At 60.0% G+C, this 16,081-nt stretch carries 17 protein-coding genes; 8 read left to right on the top strand and 9 right to left on the bottom strand.

Annotation, left to right across the window (positions count from 1 at the left end; translation table 11 throughout):
• The first annotated feature begins 8 nt into the window (after positions 1-8).
• Complete coding sequence (locus AB7M29_RS06245; RefSeq protein ID WP_454246533.1) at positions 9-1,136, top strand: sensor histidine kinase; 1,128 nt, start codon at positions 9-11, stop codon at positions 1,134-1,136.
• Positions 1,137-1,270: 134 nt separating this feature from the next.
• On the opposite strand, the gene AB7M29_RS06240 is transcribed toward AB7M29_RS06245, so the two are convergent.
• Entirely contained in the window at positions 1,271-1,576 is a 306-nt protein-coding gene (locus AB7M29_RS06240) for a chaperone modulator CbpM (RefSeq protein WP_095052922.1), read from the bottom strand.
• Positions 1,577-1,600: 24 nt separating this feature from the next.
• On the bottom strand, positions 1,601-2,548 hold the full coding sequence (locus AB7M29_RS06235) for a DnaJ C-terminal domain-containing protein (RefSeq protein ID WP_454246532.1): 948 nt from the start codon (positions 2,546-2,548) through the stop codon (positions 1,601-1,603).
• A 297-nt stretch (positions 2,549-2,845) separates the two neighbouring features.
• Between AB7M29_RS06235 and AB7M29_RS06230 the strand changes: the two genes are divergently transcribed.
• Positions 2,846-4,120, top strand: a complete 1,275-nt coding sequence (locus tag AB7M29_RS06230) for an Hsp70 family protein (RefSeq protein WP_454246531.1) — start codon at positions 2,846-2,848, stop codon at positions 4,118-4,120.
• A 135-nt stretch (positions 4,121-4,255) separates the two neighbouring features.
• On the opposite strand, the gene AB7M29_RS06225 is transcribed toward AB7M29_RS06230, so the two are convergent.
• The 3 genes from AB7M29_RS06225 to AB7M29_RS06215 form a co-directional block, all read right to left on the bottom strand.
• On the bottom strand, positions 4,256-5,269 hold the full coding sequence (locus tag AB7M29_RS06225; RefSeq protein WP_447788138.1) for an AI-2E family transporter: 1,014 nt from the start codon (positions 5,267-5,269) through the stop codon (positions 4,256-4,258).
• A 232-nt stretch (positions 5,270-5,501) separates the two neighbouring features.
• Positions 5,502-5,807, bottom strand: coding sequence for a PsiF family protein (locus AB7M29_RS06220; protein WP_217855642.1), 306 nt, complete (start codon positions 5,805-5,807; stop codon positions 5,502-5,504).
• A gap of 72 nt (positions 5,808-5,879) precedes the next feature.
• Positions 5,880-6,668: an AraC family transcriptional regulator gene (locus AB7M29_RS06215; protein ID WP_217855640.1), complete on the bottom strand. Its 789-nt coding sequence runs from the start codon at positions 6,666-6,668 to the stop codon at positions 5,880-5,882.
• Between the two features lie 97 nt (positions 6,669-6,765).
• On the opposite strand from AB7M29_RS06215, the gene AB7M29_RS06210 reads away from it, so the two are divergent.
• Positions 6,766-7,653: a DMT family transporter gene (locus tag AB7M29_RS06210; protein WP_217855638.1), complete on the top strand. Its 888-nt coding sequence runs from the start codon at positions 6,766-6,768 to the stop codon at positions 7,651-7,653.
• A 113-nt stretch (positions 7,654-7,766) separates the two neighbouring features.
• On the opposite strand, the gene AB7M29_RS06205 is transcribed toward AB7M29_RS06210, so the two are convergent.
• From AB7M29_RS06205 to AB7M29_RS06195, 3 genes are all read right to left on the bottom strand, one after another.
• Complete coding sequence (locus AB7M29_RS06205; protein WP_217855636.1) at positions 7,767-8,657, bottom strand: esterase/lipase family protein; 891 nt, start codon at positions 8,655-8,657, stop codon at positions 7,767-7,769.
• 106 nt (positions 8,658-8,763) lie between these two features.
• Positions 8,764-9,069: a DMT family transporter gene (locus AB7M29_RS06200; protein WP_007903452.1), complete on the bottom strand. Its 306-nt coding sequence runs from the start codon at positions 9,067-9,069 to the stop codon at positions 8,764-8,766.
• Positions 9,070-9,708, bottom strand: a complete 639-nt coding sequence (locus AB7M29_RS06195) for an FMN-dependent NADH-azoreductase (protein ID WP_217855634.1) — start codon at positions 9,706-9,708, stop codon at positions 9,070-9,072. It abuts the gene before it with no gap.
• A gap of 123 nt (positions 9,709-9,831) precedes the next feature.
• On the opposite strand from AB7M29_RS06195, the gene AB7M29_RS06190 reads away from it, so the two are divergent.
• The gene (locus AB7M29_RS06190) at positions 9,832-10,764 is read left to right on the top strand and encodes a LysR substrate-binding domain-containing protein (protein WP_052965900.1); all 933 of its coding nucleotides are present in this window, start codon (positions 9,832-9,834) and stop codon (positions 10,762-10,764) included.
• A gap of 140 nt (positions 10,765-10,904) precedes the next feature.
• Here AB7M29_RS06190 and AB7M29_RS06185 read toward each other — a convergent pair whose 3' ends face one another.
• On the bottom strand, positions 10,905-12,980 hold the full coding sequence (locus AB7M29_RS06185; protein WP_454246530.1) for an AsmA family protein: 2,076 nt from the start codon (positions 12,978-12,980) through the stop codon (positions 10,905-10,907).
• A 387-nt stretch (positions 12,981-13,367) separates the two neighbouring features.
• Here AB7M29_RS06185 and AB7M29_RS06180 point away from each other — a divergent pair, with 387 nt between their 5' ends.
• From AB7M29_RS06180 to AB7M29_RS06165, 4 genes are all read left to right on the top strand, one after another.
• A complete protein-coding gene (locus AB7M29_RS06180; protein ID WP_454246529.1) occupies positions 13,368-13,838 on the top strand; it encodes a hypothetical protein in 471 nt (156 codons plus the stop codon).
• Positions 13,839-13,995: 157 nt separating this feature from the next.
• Positions 13,996-14,628, top strand: a complete 633-nt coding sequence (locus AB7M29_RS06175; protein WP_454246528.1) for a TetR family transcriptional regulator — start codon at positions 13,996-13,998, stop codon at positions 14,626-14,628.
• A gap of 275 nt (positions 14,629-14,903) precedes the next feature.
• A complete protein-coding gene (gene ureE / locus AB7M29_RS06170; RefSeq protein WP_454246527.1) occupies positions 14,904-15,404 on the top strand; it encodes an urease accessory protein UreE in 501 nt (166 codons plus the stop codon).
• On the top strand, positions 15,401-16,075 hold the full coding sequence (locus AB7M29_RS06165; protein ID WP_454246526.1) for an urease accessory protein UreF: 675 nt from the start codon (positions 15,401-15,403) through the stop codon (positions 16,073-16,075). Before ureE ends, AB7M29_RS06165 begins: the two co-directional genes overlap by 4 nt.
• Positions 16,076-16,081: the final 6 nt, after the last annotated feature.

Genomic DNA, 16,081 nt, shown 5'->3' with positions numbered 1-16,081 from the left:
AACCATTTATGCGCCTTTCCGAGTTCATCGTGTTCCACGTTGACCGTATCGTCGATGAATGGGAGCAATTTGCCAGAACAATCACCCCCGCGGCCGACAACATGGACGGCGTGTCCCTGCGCGATCATTCAAAAGCGATCCTGCTGGCCGCCGCACGGGACATGAGCAAACCCCAATCCGCCAGTGAACAGCTGGCAAAAGCCAGGGGCGAAGGTCCGGAGAAAACCCCGAGCCTGGACGAAGCCGGCGCCAGCCATGGCGAGTTGCGGCATACCGTGGGCTTCGACCTGGTGCAGATGACCAGCGAGTTTCGCCATTTGCGCGCGTGTGTGATCCGTCTGTGGGTCAATAGTCTGGATTCGCCGGACCTGGCCTACTTCCAGGACATGATCCGGTTCAACGAAGCCATCGACGAAGCCCTGGCCGAATCTACCGCGGCCTATGCCGAGCAGGTCAATCATTCCCGGGACATCTTTTTGGCGATCCTCGGCCATGACCTGCGCGCACCGCTGCAAGCGGTGAGCATGTCTACCGAAATACTCATGCGTAAAACCAACCTTGAGGGCGACGCATTGACCTGTGCGCTCCACATCAAGCGTGGCACCCGCCACATGGCGGTGATGATTGGCGATTTGCTGGAGCTGGTCCGCAGTCGCCTGGGCAAGAGCCTGCCGATCGAACCGGCGCCCATGGACCTGGCCGATACGGCGCGTGAGGCGATTGCTCAGGCCTGCGCTGCTCATCCGCAATGCGATCCGACGTTGAGCGTCGAAGGCGATACCCAAGGTGTGTGGGATGGCCGAAAGCTTAATCAGATGCTGCAGAACCTGATCGGCAATGCATTGCAACACGGTTCGAACAACAGCGCGGTCAAACTGACCCTCAGGGGCGAAGCGGACAGCGTTCGGCTCACTGTGCACAACGACGGTGCGCCGATTCCACCCGAGGCGATCTCCACGATCTTCGATCCGCTGGTGCGCAGCGCCGACGAAGAGCTCGGCGGGCCGACCACCAGCCTTGGTCTGGGACTGTTTATCGTCAAGGAAGTGGTCAAGGCCCATCAAGGGACGATCGAAGTCAGCTCCAATGAGACTGATGGCACGTTGTTTACCGTGGTGTTGCCAAGAAAGGTCTGACGGCGGGAGACCGCGTTATCGTTCTTCGCGAGCAAGCCCGCTCCCACATTTGATTTGTGTGCGCCGCAAATCCCCTGTGGGAGCGGGCTTGCTCGCGAAAGCGTCCTCAAGGCAACACAAAAACATCAGAACAACTACTCGACCACCAGCCGCCCCAACCGCTGCTTGAGCATGCGGTTTTCGGCCCGCAGTTGCTGGACCTCTTCCAGCAGGTCCAGCGCCAGGGCGACGCCTTCCCATTCCAGCTCAAGGTCGCGCCGCAGCTTGGCAGCACGCTTGGCCAGCACCAGCTCATAATCGGTGAAGCGCCAATCCTTGGGCAGGGCTCCCTGAGGTTCGAGGATGCCGTGTTCGACGATCTCGATCACGTGCACGTCCGACAGTTCGGTCGCCTCGCAGAATTCTGCCAGGTCCAGTAGAACGATCACGGGGTCGCTCATGATTGGCTACTCCTTATCTCAAAATCAAAAGTTCTCTCGCGGATCGAAAGCGGCTTTTTTTGCCAGCTCCTCCCACAATTCTTTGACGTCATGGTCGAGTTTTTTCGGCATCACTGCCTTGAGCTGCACGAACAGATAGCCACGGTGACCCGTCTTGTGCAGCAGGCCGTGGCCCTTGGCGCGCATGCGCTGGCCATTCTGGCTGCCGGCCGGAACCTTGAGGTTGATCTTGCCGGTCAGGGTCGGCACCGCGACTTCGGTCCCCAGCGCCAGCTCCCACGGTGCCAGTGGCAAGGTGATGATCAGGTTTTCGCCTTCGACGTCGAATTTGGGGTGCGGCGCAAAACGAATGGTCAGGTACAGGTCGCCATTGGCCCCGCCACCGATGCCCGGAGCGCCCTGGCCCTTGAGGCGGATGCGCTCGCCGTCGGTCACGCCGGCGGGGATCTTCACGTTCAGGCTTTTACTGGTGTTGCTGACATGTTGGCCGGCAGCGTTGTAATGCGGCACCTGAAAGCTGACCTTCTTCGATTCGGTCGAGAGGGTTTCTTCCAGAAAAACCGGTAATTCCATTTCCACGTCTTGCCCTCGACGCCCGGCACTATGGCCCGACCGTCCACCACCACTGAAACCCGGACCACGGTTGCCGAAGATCGAACTGAAAAAGTCCGAGAAATCCCCCGTGTCCTGACCACCACCACCGAAACCACCGCGGCTCTGCCAACCCGGCGGGCCCTGAAAAGGCTGACCGTGGTGGCCGTATTTGCGCAAGTCATCGTATTCGGCGCGCTTGTCGGCGCTTTTCAGCGCTTCATAGGCTTCCGACGCATCCTTGAACTTGGACTCGGCGTCCTTTTCCTTGCTGACGTCGGGGTGGTATTTGCGCGCCAGCTTTCGATAGGCGGCCTTAATCGCCTTATCGTCCGCGGTCGGCTCCACACCGAGAATTTTGTAATAGTCTTTGAAGTCCATCGAGGGAATCACCATCCATTATCGAAATCGCGCAGCCAGGCACAGCATGCTCTTGTTTGCAGCGTTTGGATTGACCGATCTCAACTTTGTGACCGGGCAGCGCATCAGAAGTTTATCGGCAGCAGGGCGCGGTTCTTGCAGTCGCCCCAGGGGTTGCCAAGTCTATGCAGGGAAGTTTGGGGGTGATCGGGCATCTTTCAAGCGCTGAGCGCTGCGATTTAACGGATAGTCGGCCTTCGAATCTTCGCCGCTCTGACATACACTGCGCGGCCGTTTTTTAACCGGAACTTGAAAGACATGAAAAACGCATCTCCAGCCCGTGCCTGTGGTATCGACTTCGGCACGTCCAACTCCACCGTCGGCTGGCTGCGCCCCGGCATGGAAACGCTGATCGCGCTGGAGGACGACAAGATCACCCTGCCCTCGGTGGTCTTCTTCAATATGGAAGAACGCCGCCCGGTGTACGGCCGACTGGCGCTGCACGAGTACCTGGAAGGCTACGAAGGCCGGCTGATGCGCTCGCTCAAGAGCCTGCTGGGCTCCAAGCTGATCAAGCACGACACCAGCGTCCTGGGCACGGCGATGCCGTTCAAGGACCTGCTCGGGCTGTTCATCGGCCAGTTGAAAAAGCGTGCCGAAGCCGCTGCCGGTCGGGAATTCGAGGAAGTGGTGCTGGGCCGTCCGGTGTTTTTCGTCGATGACGATGAACTGGCCGACCAGGAAGCAGAAAACACCCTGGTGGATGTAGCCCGCGCCATCGGCTTCAAGGACGTCTCGTTCCAGTACGAGCCGATTGCAGCGGCGTTCGACTACGAGTCGACCATCGAAAAGGAAGAGCTGGTACTGATCGTCGACATCGGCGGTGGTACGTCGGACTTCTCGCTGGTGCGCCTGTCGCCTGAGCGCCGCAACCACGACAACCGTCACGACGACATTCTCGCCACCGGTGGCGTGCACATCGGCGGGACCGACTTCGACAAGCAGTTGAGCCTGCAAGGCCTGATGCCGCTGTTCGGCTACGGCAGCCGGATGAAGAGCGGCGCCTACATGCCGACCAGCCACCACATGAACCTGGCGACCTGGCACACCATCAACTCGGTGTACTCACAGAAGTCGACCCTGGCCCTGGGCAGCATGCGTTACGACATCGAGGACACCGGCGGCATCGATCGCCTGTTCAAGCTGATCGACCAGCGCGCCGGCCACTGGCTGGCCATGGAAGTGGAAGAAACCAAGATCCAGCTGACCCACGCCGACAGCCGCCATGTGCCACTGGATCGTATCGAACCGGGTTTGAGCGTGGAGTTGAGCCGGGCACTGTTCGAATCGGCCATCGACAACTTGCTGGAGCGGGTGCGCAACAGCGTGACCCGGTTGTTGAACGACGCCAATGTGCGGGTCGATCAGGTGGACACCGTGTTCTTCACCGGCGGTTCGAGCGGAATTCCGGCGCTGCGCAACAGCGTCTCGGCGATGTTGCCGAATGCTCGGCATGTGGAAGGGAACATCTTCGGCAGCATCGGTAGTGGGTTGGCGATCGAGGCGGCCAAGCGTTACGGCCCGATGGATTGACCTGAAAGACCGCGGCGCCTGCTTCGCGAGCAAGCCCGCTCCCACATTCGACCGCATTCCATCTGGAGGAACTCGGTCGAGTGTGGGAGCGGGCTTGCTCGCGAAGGCGTCAGGACATGCAACACATCTCTGGGATCAAACCATCCCCACCTGCTTCAACTCACTCTTCAGATACGCGTAATAAATCGGCCCCGCCACCACGCCCGGCAGGCCGAACGCGGCTTCGAACACCAGCATTGCCAGCAGCAACTCCCACGACTTGGCACTGATCTGCCCGCCGACGATGCGCGCGTTGAGGAAGTATTCGAGCTTGTGGATCACAATCAGATAACCCAACGCCGCCACCGCCACCCAGATCGACAGCGACAAGCCAACGATAGTGATCAAGGTGTTCGAGATCAGATTGCCGATCACCGGCAGCAAGCCGAGCAGGAAGGTCAGCACGATCAGGGTTTTGGTCAGCGGCAGTTTAATCCCGAACATCGGCAGGACCACCGCGAGGAAAATCCCGGTGAAGAAAGTGTTGAGCAGGGAAATCTTGATCTGGGCGAAAACGATGTTGCGAAACGCCTGGACCAACAGGTGCAAGCGGTCGAACAGCGCCGCGGCCAAAGGCTTGCGTTTGGTCACGTCCGGCGCTCGCTGCAAGGCGATGATCGCCCCCAGCACCATGCCGATCAGCAGCGTCACGAACATGTGCGCGGCGTCTTTGCCCACCAGTTGCAAATCGCTGAGATGCTTGCTCATCCACTCGCCGATGGCCACCCGGAACTCGGCGGCACTGGCCGGCAGATAAGCGTCGATGAACGGCGGCAACTGCCCACGCGCGCGATCGACCACAACCATGAATTTATCGAGAGAAGCGCCGGGGTTTTCCGCCTCGTGCAACAGAAAACTGATCGCACCGGCAAAGATCAGCGCCAGCACGCTGACCACCAATGTTCCCAGCAACGCCACCGCCAGCCAGCGCGCACGGCGGCCTTCGATCAGCCGCTGCAATTGCGGCGTGAGCATGTTGACCAGTTCGAACACCAACAACCCGGCCAGCAGGCTGGGCAGCAATCGCAGAGGAAGCACCAGCAGCAAACCACCAAAAATGATGACCCAGCTGATGAACAACAAGACCTGACGCTGAGAAAACGCTGACATACAGCCTCAAAACGAACGACGTAAAAGGATTGGCAGTCTGCCAGCGTTCCGGGGCGAGCACTAGGGATTGTGTCGGTCGGCCTTACTGGCCCCTTCGCGGGCAAGCCCGCTCCCACACTGGATCTACTGTGAACGCACTATCTGTGCCCACCAGAGAATAAATGTGGGAGCGGGCTTGCTCGCGAAGGGGCCAGCACAACCGCCACGAAGCCTCCCGAGCTAACCGCGCTGCTTATTTCTTCTTCAGGCATTCGCTCATGAAGGTTTTGCGCGCATCGCCCGTGAGGGCCTGGGTGGTGGCGGTGGTGTTGCAGGTTTTCATCTTTTCTTGTTGAGGGGTCATTGGCTTGGCGGCATCGGCGGCCGGCGCGGCTTTGAGGCAGGTGCTCATGAAGGCTTTGCGCTCGTCGCCCTTGAGGCTTTTGGCGGTAGCATCGGCATTGCAGGTGGTCATTTTGTTCTGTTGGGCAGTGGCGGCGAAACCTTGGGAGCAGAGCAGCAAACCGACCATCAACAACGGGGCACGCAACATCTTCATGGAGTGTTCTCCTTGTTGCCGCACCGATGGATGCGGCCTCGTTTCGGAGTGTAGACAAAGCCTGTTACACGTTCACCTGCTATCGAGGTGGCTGCGTCGATATTGCTCAGGCGTGCACCCGGCCTGACGCTGAAACATCGCGATGAATGCCGAGCCGGTGCTGTAACCCATGTCGAAGGCGATTTCCTGAATGCTGCGCTGGCTGTCCAGCGCTTCGATCGCCGCCAGAAACCGCAGCCGTTGCCGCCACTCCCCGAAACTCATGCCCAATTCGCGAACAAACTGCCGGGCCAACGTGCGTTCGCTGACGTGAATTTGCCCGGCCCAGTGCGCCAATGGCCGGTTGTCCCCAGGCTCGGTCTGCAAGGCTTCAAGGATTGCGAGCAGCCCGGTGCTGCTGGCGTAGGGCAAGTAACACTCATGCATCGGTGCCTGTTGCAGTTGGTCCACCAGCACTTGAGCCAGACGCTTGTCTGCATCGTGCTCGGGAATTTTCACATCGCGGGTGGCGAAGTCTTTCAGGATCGCCTTGAGAATGTCGCTGATCGCCAGGGTGCAGGCCTGCTGCGGCAGATCGCGGCACAGCGTCGGCGCGAGACAGACGGCGCGATAGTTGATCGGCTGATTGCTATAGAAACTGTGCTCGGTCCCGGGCGGCACCCACACCGCGTATTGCGGCGGCGACATGAAGCGGCGGCTGCCGATTTCCATGTGCAAGACCCCATTGGCCGAATACTCGAGGGTGCCCCAAGGATGATGGTGGGCCGAGGCGTATTCGTGGGTGTTGAAGTCGGCATAGCGGAAATAGACCGGGGCCGGCAGTTCGCTGAAATCCAGCAGGTCGATGTGTTTGCTGTTCATGCTGTCCGGAATCAGGGGCAGGTTGTCTGGATCGAAGTATAGGCATTGATTCAGACAAGCGGATAATCACCCTTCATTAACGTTCTGGTTTTTCCCGATGCAATACGCTTACCCCCTGCTGGCCATTCTCATTTGGGCCGGCAACACCGTGATCAACAAACTGGCGGTCGGCGCGATCTTTCCCGCCGAAATCGGTTTCTACCGCTGGCTGCTGGCCGCACTGCTGTTCACGCCTTTCATGCTTAAACCGGTAATCACCCACTGGCCGTTGATCCGCCCGAACCTGGGCAGGATTTTCATCCTCGGCGTGCTTGGCATGGCGGTTTATCAGAGCCTGGCTTACTTCGCTGCGACGCTGACTTCAGCCACCAACATGGGGATCATTTTGTCGCTGATGCCGTTGATGTCGCTGGCCATGGCGATTGTCAGCCTCGGCCAACGCCTGACCGCCGGCGCACTGGCCGGTGCGGTGTTGTCGTTTGCGGGGGTTTTGGTGGTGGTGTCGTCCGGCAGCCTTGGCGCGTTGCTGGAACACGGGGTGAACCTAGGCGACGCGATGATGCTGATCGCCACGCTGGCGTATGCGATTTACAGCACCTTACTGAAAAAATGGCAGCTGCGTTTGCCGCCGCTGGTGTTGTTGTATTTGCAGGTGTTGGTCGCGGTGGTGGTGCTGTTTCCGCTGTTCCTCGCCTCACCGAAAATCGGCCCGACCCTGCAGAACATCCCGCTGGTGCTCTACGCCTGCCTGCTGGCCTCGATGCTTGCGCCGCTGGCGTGGATGCAGGCCGTGGTGCGACTGGGGCCGAGCCGGACCACGCTGTTTTTCAATTTGCTGCCGTTGATCACGGCGCTGATTGCGGCGGTGGTGCTGCATGAACAGTTGGCGCTGTATCACTTGGTGGGTGGGGTGTTGACGTTGGGTGGGGTGATTCTTTCCGAGCGCTGGACGACGGTGTTGGGCCGTAAGGTGAGTGTTGCCTGATCTGACGCTTTCGCGAGCAAGCCCGCTCCCACATTTGATCGGCGTTGCCTGTCTAAACGCGGTCAACTGTGGGAGCGGGCTTGCTCGCGATGAACGATGACGCGGTCTGACGGCTAAACTCCGGCCGCTTTCAACCGAGCCGCATGCTCGACAAACAACCGCACCGGCTCGGCCCCCTTGCCCACCAGCCCCAGCGACTGGTTGACGATATCGAAGTGATCCATCGGGTATTCATCGCCAATCACCGTCCCCAAATGCGAGCTGTAACGCCCGACCATCCCGTCGCAATGCCCCGCCTCGTGCACGAACGTCCTGGCAAACAACCGGCAACTGCGGTTAGTCCCGTCGAACAGGTTGCACCCGCGATCGGTCTTGCCCGGCTGCAAGGTTCCGGACCAGGAGTAATAACGCACGCCATTGACCACTTCCGGACCATGCCCGCCCCAAGTGTCAGGCAGACCTTGTGGATAACGCTGATTGAACAGCGCCACGCCCGCCGTCGTCAGGGATTGGTGCGAAGCCGGGATATCCACCGGCAGTCTCGGCCCGCGGTAGCCGGTTTCCAGCAGACACATCAACGCGCTGATCAGCCACAGTAAAAAGCTCAGTAGCCGGCCCTTGGCGCTGTCAGCCGGATAATGGGTGTGCAGATGGTCCGCCAGCTCCGAGCCGTGATTCGGCCCGGCTACCGAGGTCACCGAAGCCACCTGGTCCGGGCGTTTTGCCGCGGCGTAACGGGCGGTCAATGAGCCCTGGCTGTGACCGATCAGGTTGACCTTCTCGGCCCCGGTTTCGCGCAGAATCTCCTCGATCCGCGCCAGCAATTGCTCGCCGCGTACCTCGGTGGAGTTGAGCGGTGAGACCTGCACCGCAATCACGGTCGCCCCATCCCGGCGCAGCGCCGAAATGATTCCGTACCAATAGGGATAGAGCAGCAGACGGATAAACCCGAGCATCCCCGGGACCAACACCAAGGGGTAACGCGTGGCGGAACCTTGCGACATGGATGAACATCCTTGTGATCGGTGAGATGAAGCAAGGCTGGATGCAAGGCATCAGCCAAGCATCGCCACCCAAGATGACAACTCAACGACCAGTCTATGACATCGCTTACTTCAACCCCACCACGCCCGCCACAATTAGCCCGACCGACACCAGCTTGAGCGCGGTCAGGCTTTCGCCGAGCAGCGCAAAGCCGAGAAACACCGTGCCCAGCGAACCGATAGCGGTCCAGATCGGGTAGGCGATGCTCACCGGCAATTCGCGCATGGCCAAGGTCAGGAAGTAAATCCCGCCCACCGCGGCCACCACCGTAATGACTGACGGCCAGAGCCGTGTGAAGCCTTCGGCGTACTTCATGCCCATGGCGAAGGTGACTTCGAACCCGGCGGCGATCAACAAGAACAACCAGGCCATCTAGAACTCCCTGGCCAGCGCCAGCAAACGCTGCTCGGCCTCGGCCACGGACACCTGGAACGTGCGCTCGGCGGACTCCTCACCCTCGGCGGCGACCACGGTGACGTCGGTGATGCCGATAAACCCTAATGCCGTGCGCAGCAATGGATCGGCATGGTTCATCGCTTCAAGTTCACCGCCGGGGCCGAAGCCAAATCCGCCGCGACTGGTGACGATCAATGCCTTCTTGCCCCGCACCAGCGGTTCGTACTGAGCGACGCCGTTGTCCAGGGTGTGATTGAACGTCAGCCCGAGCCGCACTATCTGGTCGATCCAGGCCTTGAGGCCGCTGGGCACACTGAAGTTGTACATCGGTGTGGAAATCACCAACAGATCATGGCCGAGCAACTCCCCCACCAATTCATCGCTGAGTGCCAGGTCGGCCTGCATCGACAGTGGTCGCGCTTCGGGTTCCGGATGAAAAGCGGCCGCCACAAACGCTTCGTTGACAGCTGGAATCAACGCCCGACCGACTTCACGGCGGGTCAGTTGCGACTGCGGGTTGCGGACCTGCCAGGCGCAAAGAAACACCTCGGCCAAACGCCGCGAATGTGAACGGTCGCCACGGGGGCTGGCATGAATGGCAAGAATTCTGCTCATCTGAATCTCCTTGAAGGGCTAAACTTAAACGGCTTTGGCGTGCAGTTTGAAGCGCGCAGCCGCCTATCTTCAAATGAACAGAAATCAGTCTGGATGAATCCATTTCATCCATGGAGTTTTAAAATGTTTGCCTCTTTGCCGCTGACTGCCCTGCGCGCCTTCGAATCCGCCTCGCGCCTGTTGAGCTTCAAGGCCGCCGCCGAAGAGCTCTCTGTGACGCCGACGGCGGTCTCGCATCAAATCCGCTCCCTGGAAAACTGGCTCGGCGTGCCGTTGTTCGAACGACTGCCACGGCAGGTGCGCCTTACCGAATGCGGCGAACGGCTGTTCCGCAGCCTGCACGGCGCCCTGCTGGAAGTGGCGCAGAGCGTCGATACCTTGCGCCCGCAACGCAGCGGCACGAGCCTGACGATTTCCACCACGGCCGCCTTCGCCGCCCTCTGGCTGGTGCCGCGGCTGGGACGGTTTTACGCCCGTCATCCGAACATCAGCCTGCGCCTGGACACTCACTGCGAAGTGATCGATTTGCATCAGGACGCCAGCCTCGATCTGGTGGTGCGTTACAGCCTCGACGATTATCCGAACCTGTATGGTTTGTGCCTGTTCGACGAGTCCTTCGGGGTCTATGGCTCGCCTGAACAAGTGGCCTTGGCACCCAGTCGGGTACCTACCTTGATCAGCGTGCGCTGGCACAACTCCAAGCTGTATGCCCATGGCTGGGAGGCCTGGTGCGCGCAGTCCGGCGAAAGCTGGCTGGCCGCGCAACCGGCGGTGCGTGAATACGACGAAGAGCATTACGCCCTGCAAGCCGCCATCGCCGGGCAAGGCCTGGTGCTGGCGAGCAATATTCTGGTGTCGGAGAGTGTGGCCAGCGGTGTGCTGCTGCCTTATCGGGGGGACATTCAGGTCGACGGGGCCGGATACAGTGCGCTGTGTGTACCAGGCCGTGAACGGCATCCGCCGGTGCGGGCATTTTTTGCGTGGTTGCAGGAGGAGGCTCGGTTGTCTGGTTTATTGCCAAGATCGCAGCCTTCGGGAGAACTCATTCCCCTGTAGGCTTCGATTGCATTCTGAAAGATCTGTAGCGTCGGGCATATCGCCATCGCGAGCAGGCTCGCTCCCACATTTTTCCTGTAAACACAGGTCCATTGTGGGAGCGAGCCTGCTCGCGATGGCGTCTTCACAGACGCCGAAAGTTACTTGGTAGGTTTAACCGTCACCGGCGCCTTGCCCGCCTTCATCTGCTCCAGCAACGGCGCACACTGATTGGGCTCACCAGCGCTGGGGGCTATCAACGCCAGCAAGCCCGCCGCCGGCGCGGCAATCACACCCAGTGCAACCATCCCGGCCCCACGCAGCATCAACGGCACCGGTTTCACGCCCGCATCCGGCTTGATGAACTTGCCCCGAACATACAGCGGCGAACGCAGCGAAATCAAGCGCCAGCCCTTGGATTCCGGGGAGATGGTCAGGTCCAGTTGCTCGGTCGCCATGTTTGCCGTGCCGTCGACGTAGACGATCGCGGTCTCGGTATCGAAAACGAACAGCCGCGTGGTCGCCAGACCTGCCTTGATCTCGAAGTCGGCCGCCGCGCAATTGATCTTCACTTCCTTGTCACCAAAGATCTTGCCCACTACATAATTGCCGACGTTGAGCCCCGCCAACTCCATCAACTCGCGACTGATCGCGCCGTCATTGATCAGCATCTTCAAATTGCCGTCGGCAGTGCCCAGCAGCTTGGCCACCGAGTTGCCACGACCGACAAGATCGGCGTCGCCATTAAGCTCACCGAAACTGGTTTTCATCCGCTCCAGGGTGGGGAATAGCTGCTTGAGCTTGAACTTGCGCGCCGTCAGTTTGGCCCGGCCTTCCAATGGCTCGGTGCGCCCGTCCAGACGAATCTGTGCATCCAGATTGCCGCCGGCCACGCCGAAACGCAGGGGCTCGAGGCTAAGCACGCCATCGGTCAGCACCACATGGGTGTAGAGATCGGTGAACGGCAGTTTTGCACTGTGGACGATACGTTTGCCGGTGAATTCAACGTCGGCGTCCATATCGCGCCAGCGCTCAGTCCTGAACTCCTCGACTGGTAGCAGCTTATCCGCCGGCTGCTTGCTTTCACCGCCGCGGTCCTTTTGCTTGGCGTTGGAATCGGCACCGATCAATGGGGCCAGGTCGGTAAACAGCAATTGATTGGACTCCAGCGCCCCGCTCAGTTTGGGTCTCGGCTGGCTCGCAACGTAGGTCAGGTTGCCATGGATATCGCTCTCGCCGATGGTGCCATTGAACGCCTCATAGCGGTACACCGCCCCGCCCGGCTCGTTCAACTTGGCAACCAAGTGCCCGTCGGTGGCGTAAGGCGGAGTATCCGGCAGCGTCACGCCAATCAGTGGATAGAGATTACCCAGGCTGGCCCCGGCCAGTTTCAGGCGCAAATCCAGGGCGCCGAGGTTCAATGGATCGGTGAGCGTACCGGCCAGTTCGACGCTGGTGTCGGCGATCTTCATTTGCGCTTGAAGCGGGAACGGCTTGGTGGCGTCCTGTAAAGCCAACAAGCCGCCAGTCTTGCCCTGGCCCACAAGATTCTGACCGTGGTATTGGCCTTTGACCTTCAGTGCGAAGGCGTAATCCTGTGGCGAACCACCCTTTTCAACCGCTTTTTTTGCCGCTTTGTCTCCGACAATGTCGCTGAACGGAATCGGTTTGCCCAACGGGTCGATAAGCAGATCAAGCTGAGTCTTCAGCTTTTGGTCGTCGAGTGTGACGTGGCCCTTGTCGAAGCCGATGGCACCGATGTCCAGCACCCATTTCGAAGGCTCGGCGTCGGGATCTTTGGGATCGAACTTGAACGTCCAGTTGGCGCGACCGTCGGCCAGACGCTGCAGCTCGGCATTGGGTTCGCTCAGGTCGATGCGCGGGATCGCCACCCGCTGCGCCAGCAAAGCCAATGGCGAAATACGCAGCTCGACACGTTTGAGGGTGGCCATCTGCGGTTGCTTCGACCAGTCCGGGTTGCCCAGGCTCAGATCCTCGGCCACCACATGCGGCCACGGCACCCAGGCTCGCCAGCCGCCCTCGTCAGGCTGGCGCTGCCAGACCACCGCAAGGTTGCCATTGATGGCGAATGGACGATGCAGTTCTTCGGACACCTTGGCGTTCAGGGGCGGTTTGATCCGGTTCCAATCGAAGAACGCGATGATCAGCACCAGGACGGCCAGCAGGACAACGAGGCTGGCGAAGGTCCAGGCAAGAATTTTACGAGTGCGCGTCATTGCACAGGGCTCCTGAATACGACTGAGCGTCCCGACAGCGACGCACTGATGAAACGTTAGGCCAGAACCGGCCTGCCATGAAATCTACGACTGAAAAATGCGCCGCAGGTTTAACCGAATAGGCACTTAACACTCAAATAATCGGCCGGGAACACCCTGCTCCCTCATCCGGCGTTACCGCACCCGCACTTTTGCGAGGCGAGAGTGGGTCGAAAATACCCACCTCGGTGCAAAAAAGCTCGCCGGAAACGCCCGTTCTAGAGCGCCGCGGCCGAACAATCAATTCTGTTGATTATTACCATTGCGTTTATGAACTTTTATATCGACTTCTCGAGAGTAGCATTGTCCTCGTACCCACTTTATCGCCCTCCCAAGGAGCAACCCATCATGAAACGCGAATTACTGCTTAGCCTGACCCTCTCGATGTTAGCCAGCACCGCTCTTGCTTTGCCGGCCGCAGATCAGGCCACTCCACAAGTCAAAGACAGCCACTCGGTGTTCAGCCAGACCGTTGCCGCTGATGGTTCCGACCGCACTCCACAAGGTCAGACCTTGGCCGAAGGTGGCAATGATCGCCTGAAAGAAAAAGGCCTGATCACCGAAGACGGTTATGACAAGACTCCACAAGGTCAAACCTTGGCGGAAGACGGTTCTGATCGTACTCCACAAGGCCAGACCCTGGCTGCTGACGGTTCCGACCGCACCCCACAAGGCCAGACCCTGGCTGCCGACGGTTCCGATCGCACTCCACAAGGCCAGACCCTGGCTGCCGACGGTTCCGATCGCACTCCACAAGGTCAAACCCTTGCTGAAGGTGGTGGTGACCGTGTAATCGAACGCAACAGCGCTGTGAGCTAAGCCCATGGCGGCCCGAAAAAAAAGCCCAATCCCCGGATTGGGCTTTTGACTTTATAGAAGCTGCATTTCCCCGCGTGATATCCCGATAGTCGTTCGACGCCAGCGAAGCCGATTTGCTAGAGTGCGCCGCTGTCCCTGTCCAGAAAACACCCTTGCGATGCTGCCCCGCGCCGAACAGAAACAACAGACCCGCAACGCCCTGATGGACGCTGCCCGCCACTTGATGGAAAGCGGCCGAGGATTCGGCAGCCTGAGCCTGCGCGAAGTGACCAGAACCGCCGGGATCGTACCCACCGGTTTCTACCGGCATTTCGCCGACATGGATGAACTGGGCCTGGTGCTGGTGAGCGAAGTCGGTCAGACCTTCCGTGAAACCATCCGCCTGGTGCGCCATAACGAGTTCGTCATGGGCGGCATCATCGACGCCTCGGTGCGGATTTTTCTCGACGTGGTCACGGCCAATCGATCGCAGTTCCTGTTTCTTGCCCGCGAACAGTACGGCGGCTCGTTGCCGGTGCGCCAGGCCATTGGCCGCTTGCGCGAAGATATCAGCTCGGACCTGGCGGCGGACTTGTCGCTGATGCCGAAACTGCAGCATCTGGACATTGCAGGTTTGAGTGTCATGGCTGATCTGATCGTCAAAAGCGTGTTCGCCACCCTGCCGGACATTATCGATCCGCCGGTGCAGGCGTTGCCGGATCATCTGACGCCTCAGGCGAAAATCACGCAGCAGTTGCGCTTCATCTTCATAGGCCTCAAACACTGGCAAGGCCTCGGCAGCACCGAGTAACGCACCTCACCCTGTGGGAGCGGGCTTGCTCGCGAAGGGGCCATCACATTCAACATCTGAGTAGCCTGTTACTCCGCCTTCGCGAGCAAGCCCGCTCCCACACAGGCATTTCGCCGCAATTTGGTGCGCAAATAATCCTCTCGCACCAACTTCAATCAAAACCCTGCAGCATCGTGAGTCCCCCCCTTCGCTCCGACAGGCATTTCCTACCTCTCACCCGATTGGCAAGCCCCTTGCTCTATCCCTGAGCATTGTCCATTGCTGGAAGCCTTCCGATGCTGGTGATTCATCGCAGAATCGACCCTCAACCCGTCTGGGCCGCCGAGTTGCACCTGACTTTCGAAGCCCGGAGCAAAAGCCGTTTGCGCTGTTTCAGTGCCGAGGGTGAAGACGTCGGGTTGTTTTTGGAGCGCGGTCAGCCGCCGCTGTATGACGGCGAATGCCTGCAAGCCGAAGACGGGCGCGTTGTTCGCGTCTGCGCTCGCCCCGAACAACTGCTGCACGTCACCTGCGCCAATGCCTTCGAACTGACCCGCGCCGCCTATCACCTGGGCAACCGCCATGTGGCCCTGCAAGTCGGCGATGGCTGGTTACGCCTGCTCGACGATTACGTGCTCAAGGCGATGCTCGAACAGCTTGGTGCCAATGCCGAGACCATCGAAGCGCCGTTCCAGCCGGAACACGGTGCCTACGGCGGGGGCCATCACCATTCGCGCCAGGGTGACGAGGATTTCAACTATCCGCCGAAACTGCATCAGTTCGGCGTGCGTTTATGAACCCAGCCTGGGCGCTGCTGCGTCTGGCCAGTCCACAGCTGCCGATTGGCGGCTACAGCTACTCCCAAGGTTTGGAGATGGCTGTGGATAACGGCCGCGTAAACGATCCTGACAGCGCGCGGCGCTGGATCAGCGATCAGTTGCTGCTCAATCTCGCGCGTTTCGAAGCGCCGCTACTGCTCGCCCATTGCACCGCTGCGGCCGAAGAAAACTGGGCCGAACTGCTGCAACGTTGCGAAGAACATCGCGCCAGCCGGGAAACCCGCGAGTTGCATCAGGAAAGTCGACAGATGGGTTATTCGTTGAAGCAACTGCTCAACGGTTTACCGGAACTGGATGCACCCGCCCGGGCCTTTCTCGACCAATGCCCTGAACCGCATCTGGCCCTTGGCTGGGCGCTGGCGGCCCGCGCCTGGCAGATCAGCCCGCAAGATGCGCTGGCCGCCTGGCTCTGGAGCTGGCTGGAAAACCAATTGGCGGTGCTGATGAAAACCCTGCCCCTGGGCCAGCAAGCCACGCAGCGCCTGACCAGCGAACTGCTGCCGCTGCTGCAACAGGCGCAGCAAGACGCCACCCGAATCAACCCCGAACACTCTGGCAGCGCCGCTTTCGGCCTGTCCCTGGCGTGTATGGCCCATGAGCGCCAGTACAGCCGTCTGTTCCGTTCCTAGGGCCTT

The organism is Pseudomonas sp. F-14 TE3623, from assembly GCF_053629015.1.
Note: the sequence above shows the minus strand (reverse complement) of the source record. Positions and strands in the feature narration are given on the sequence as shown.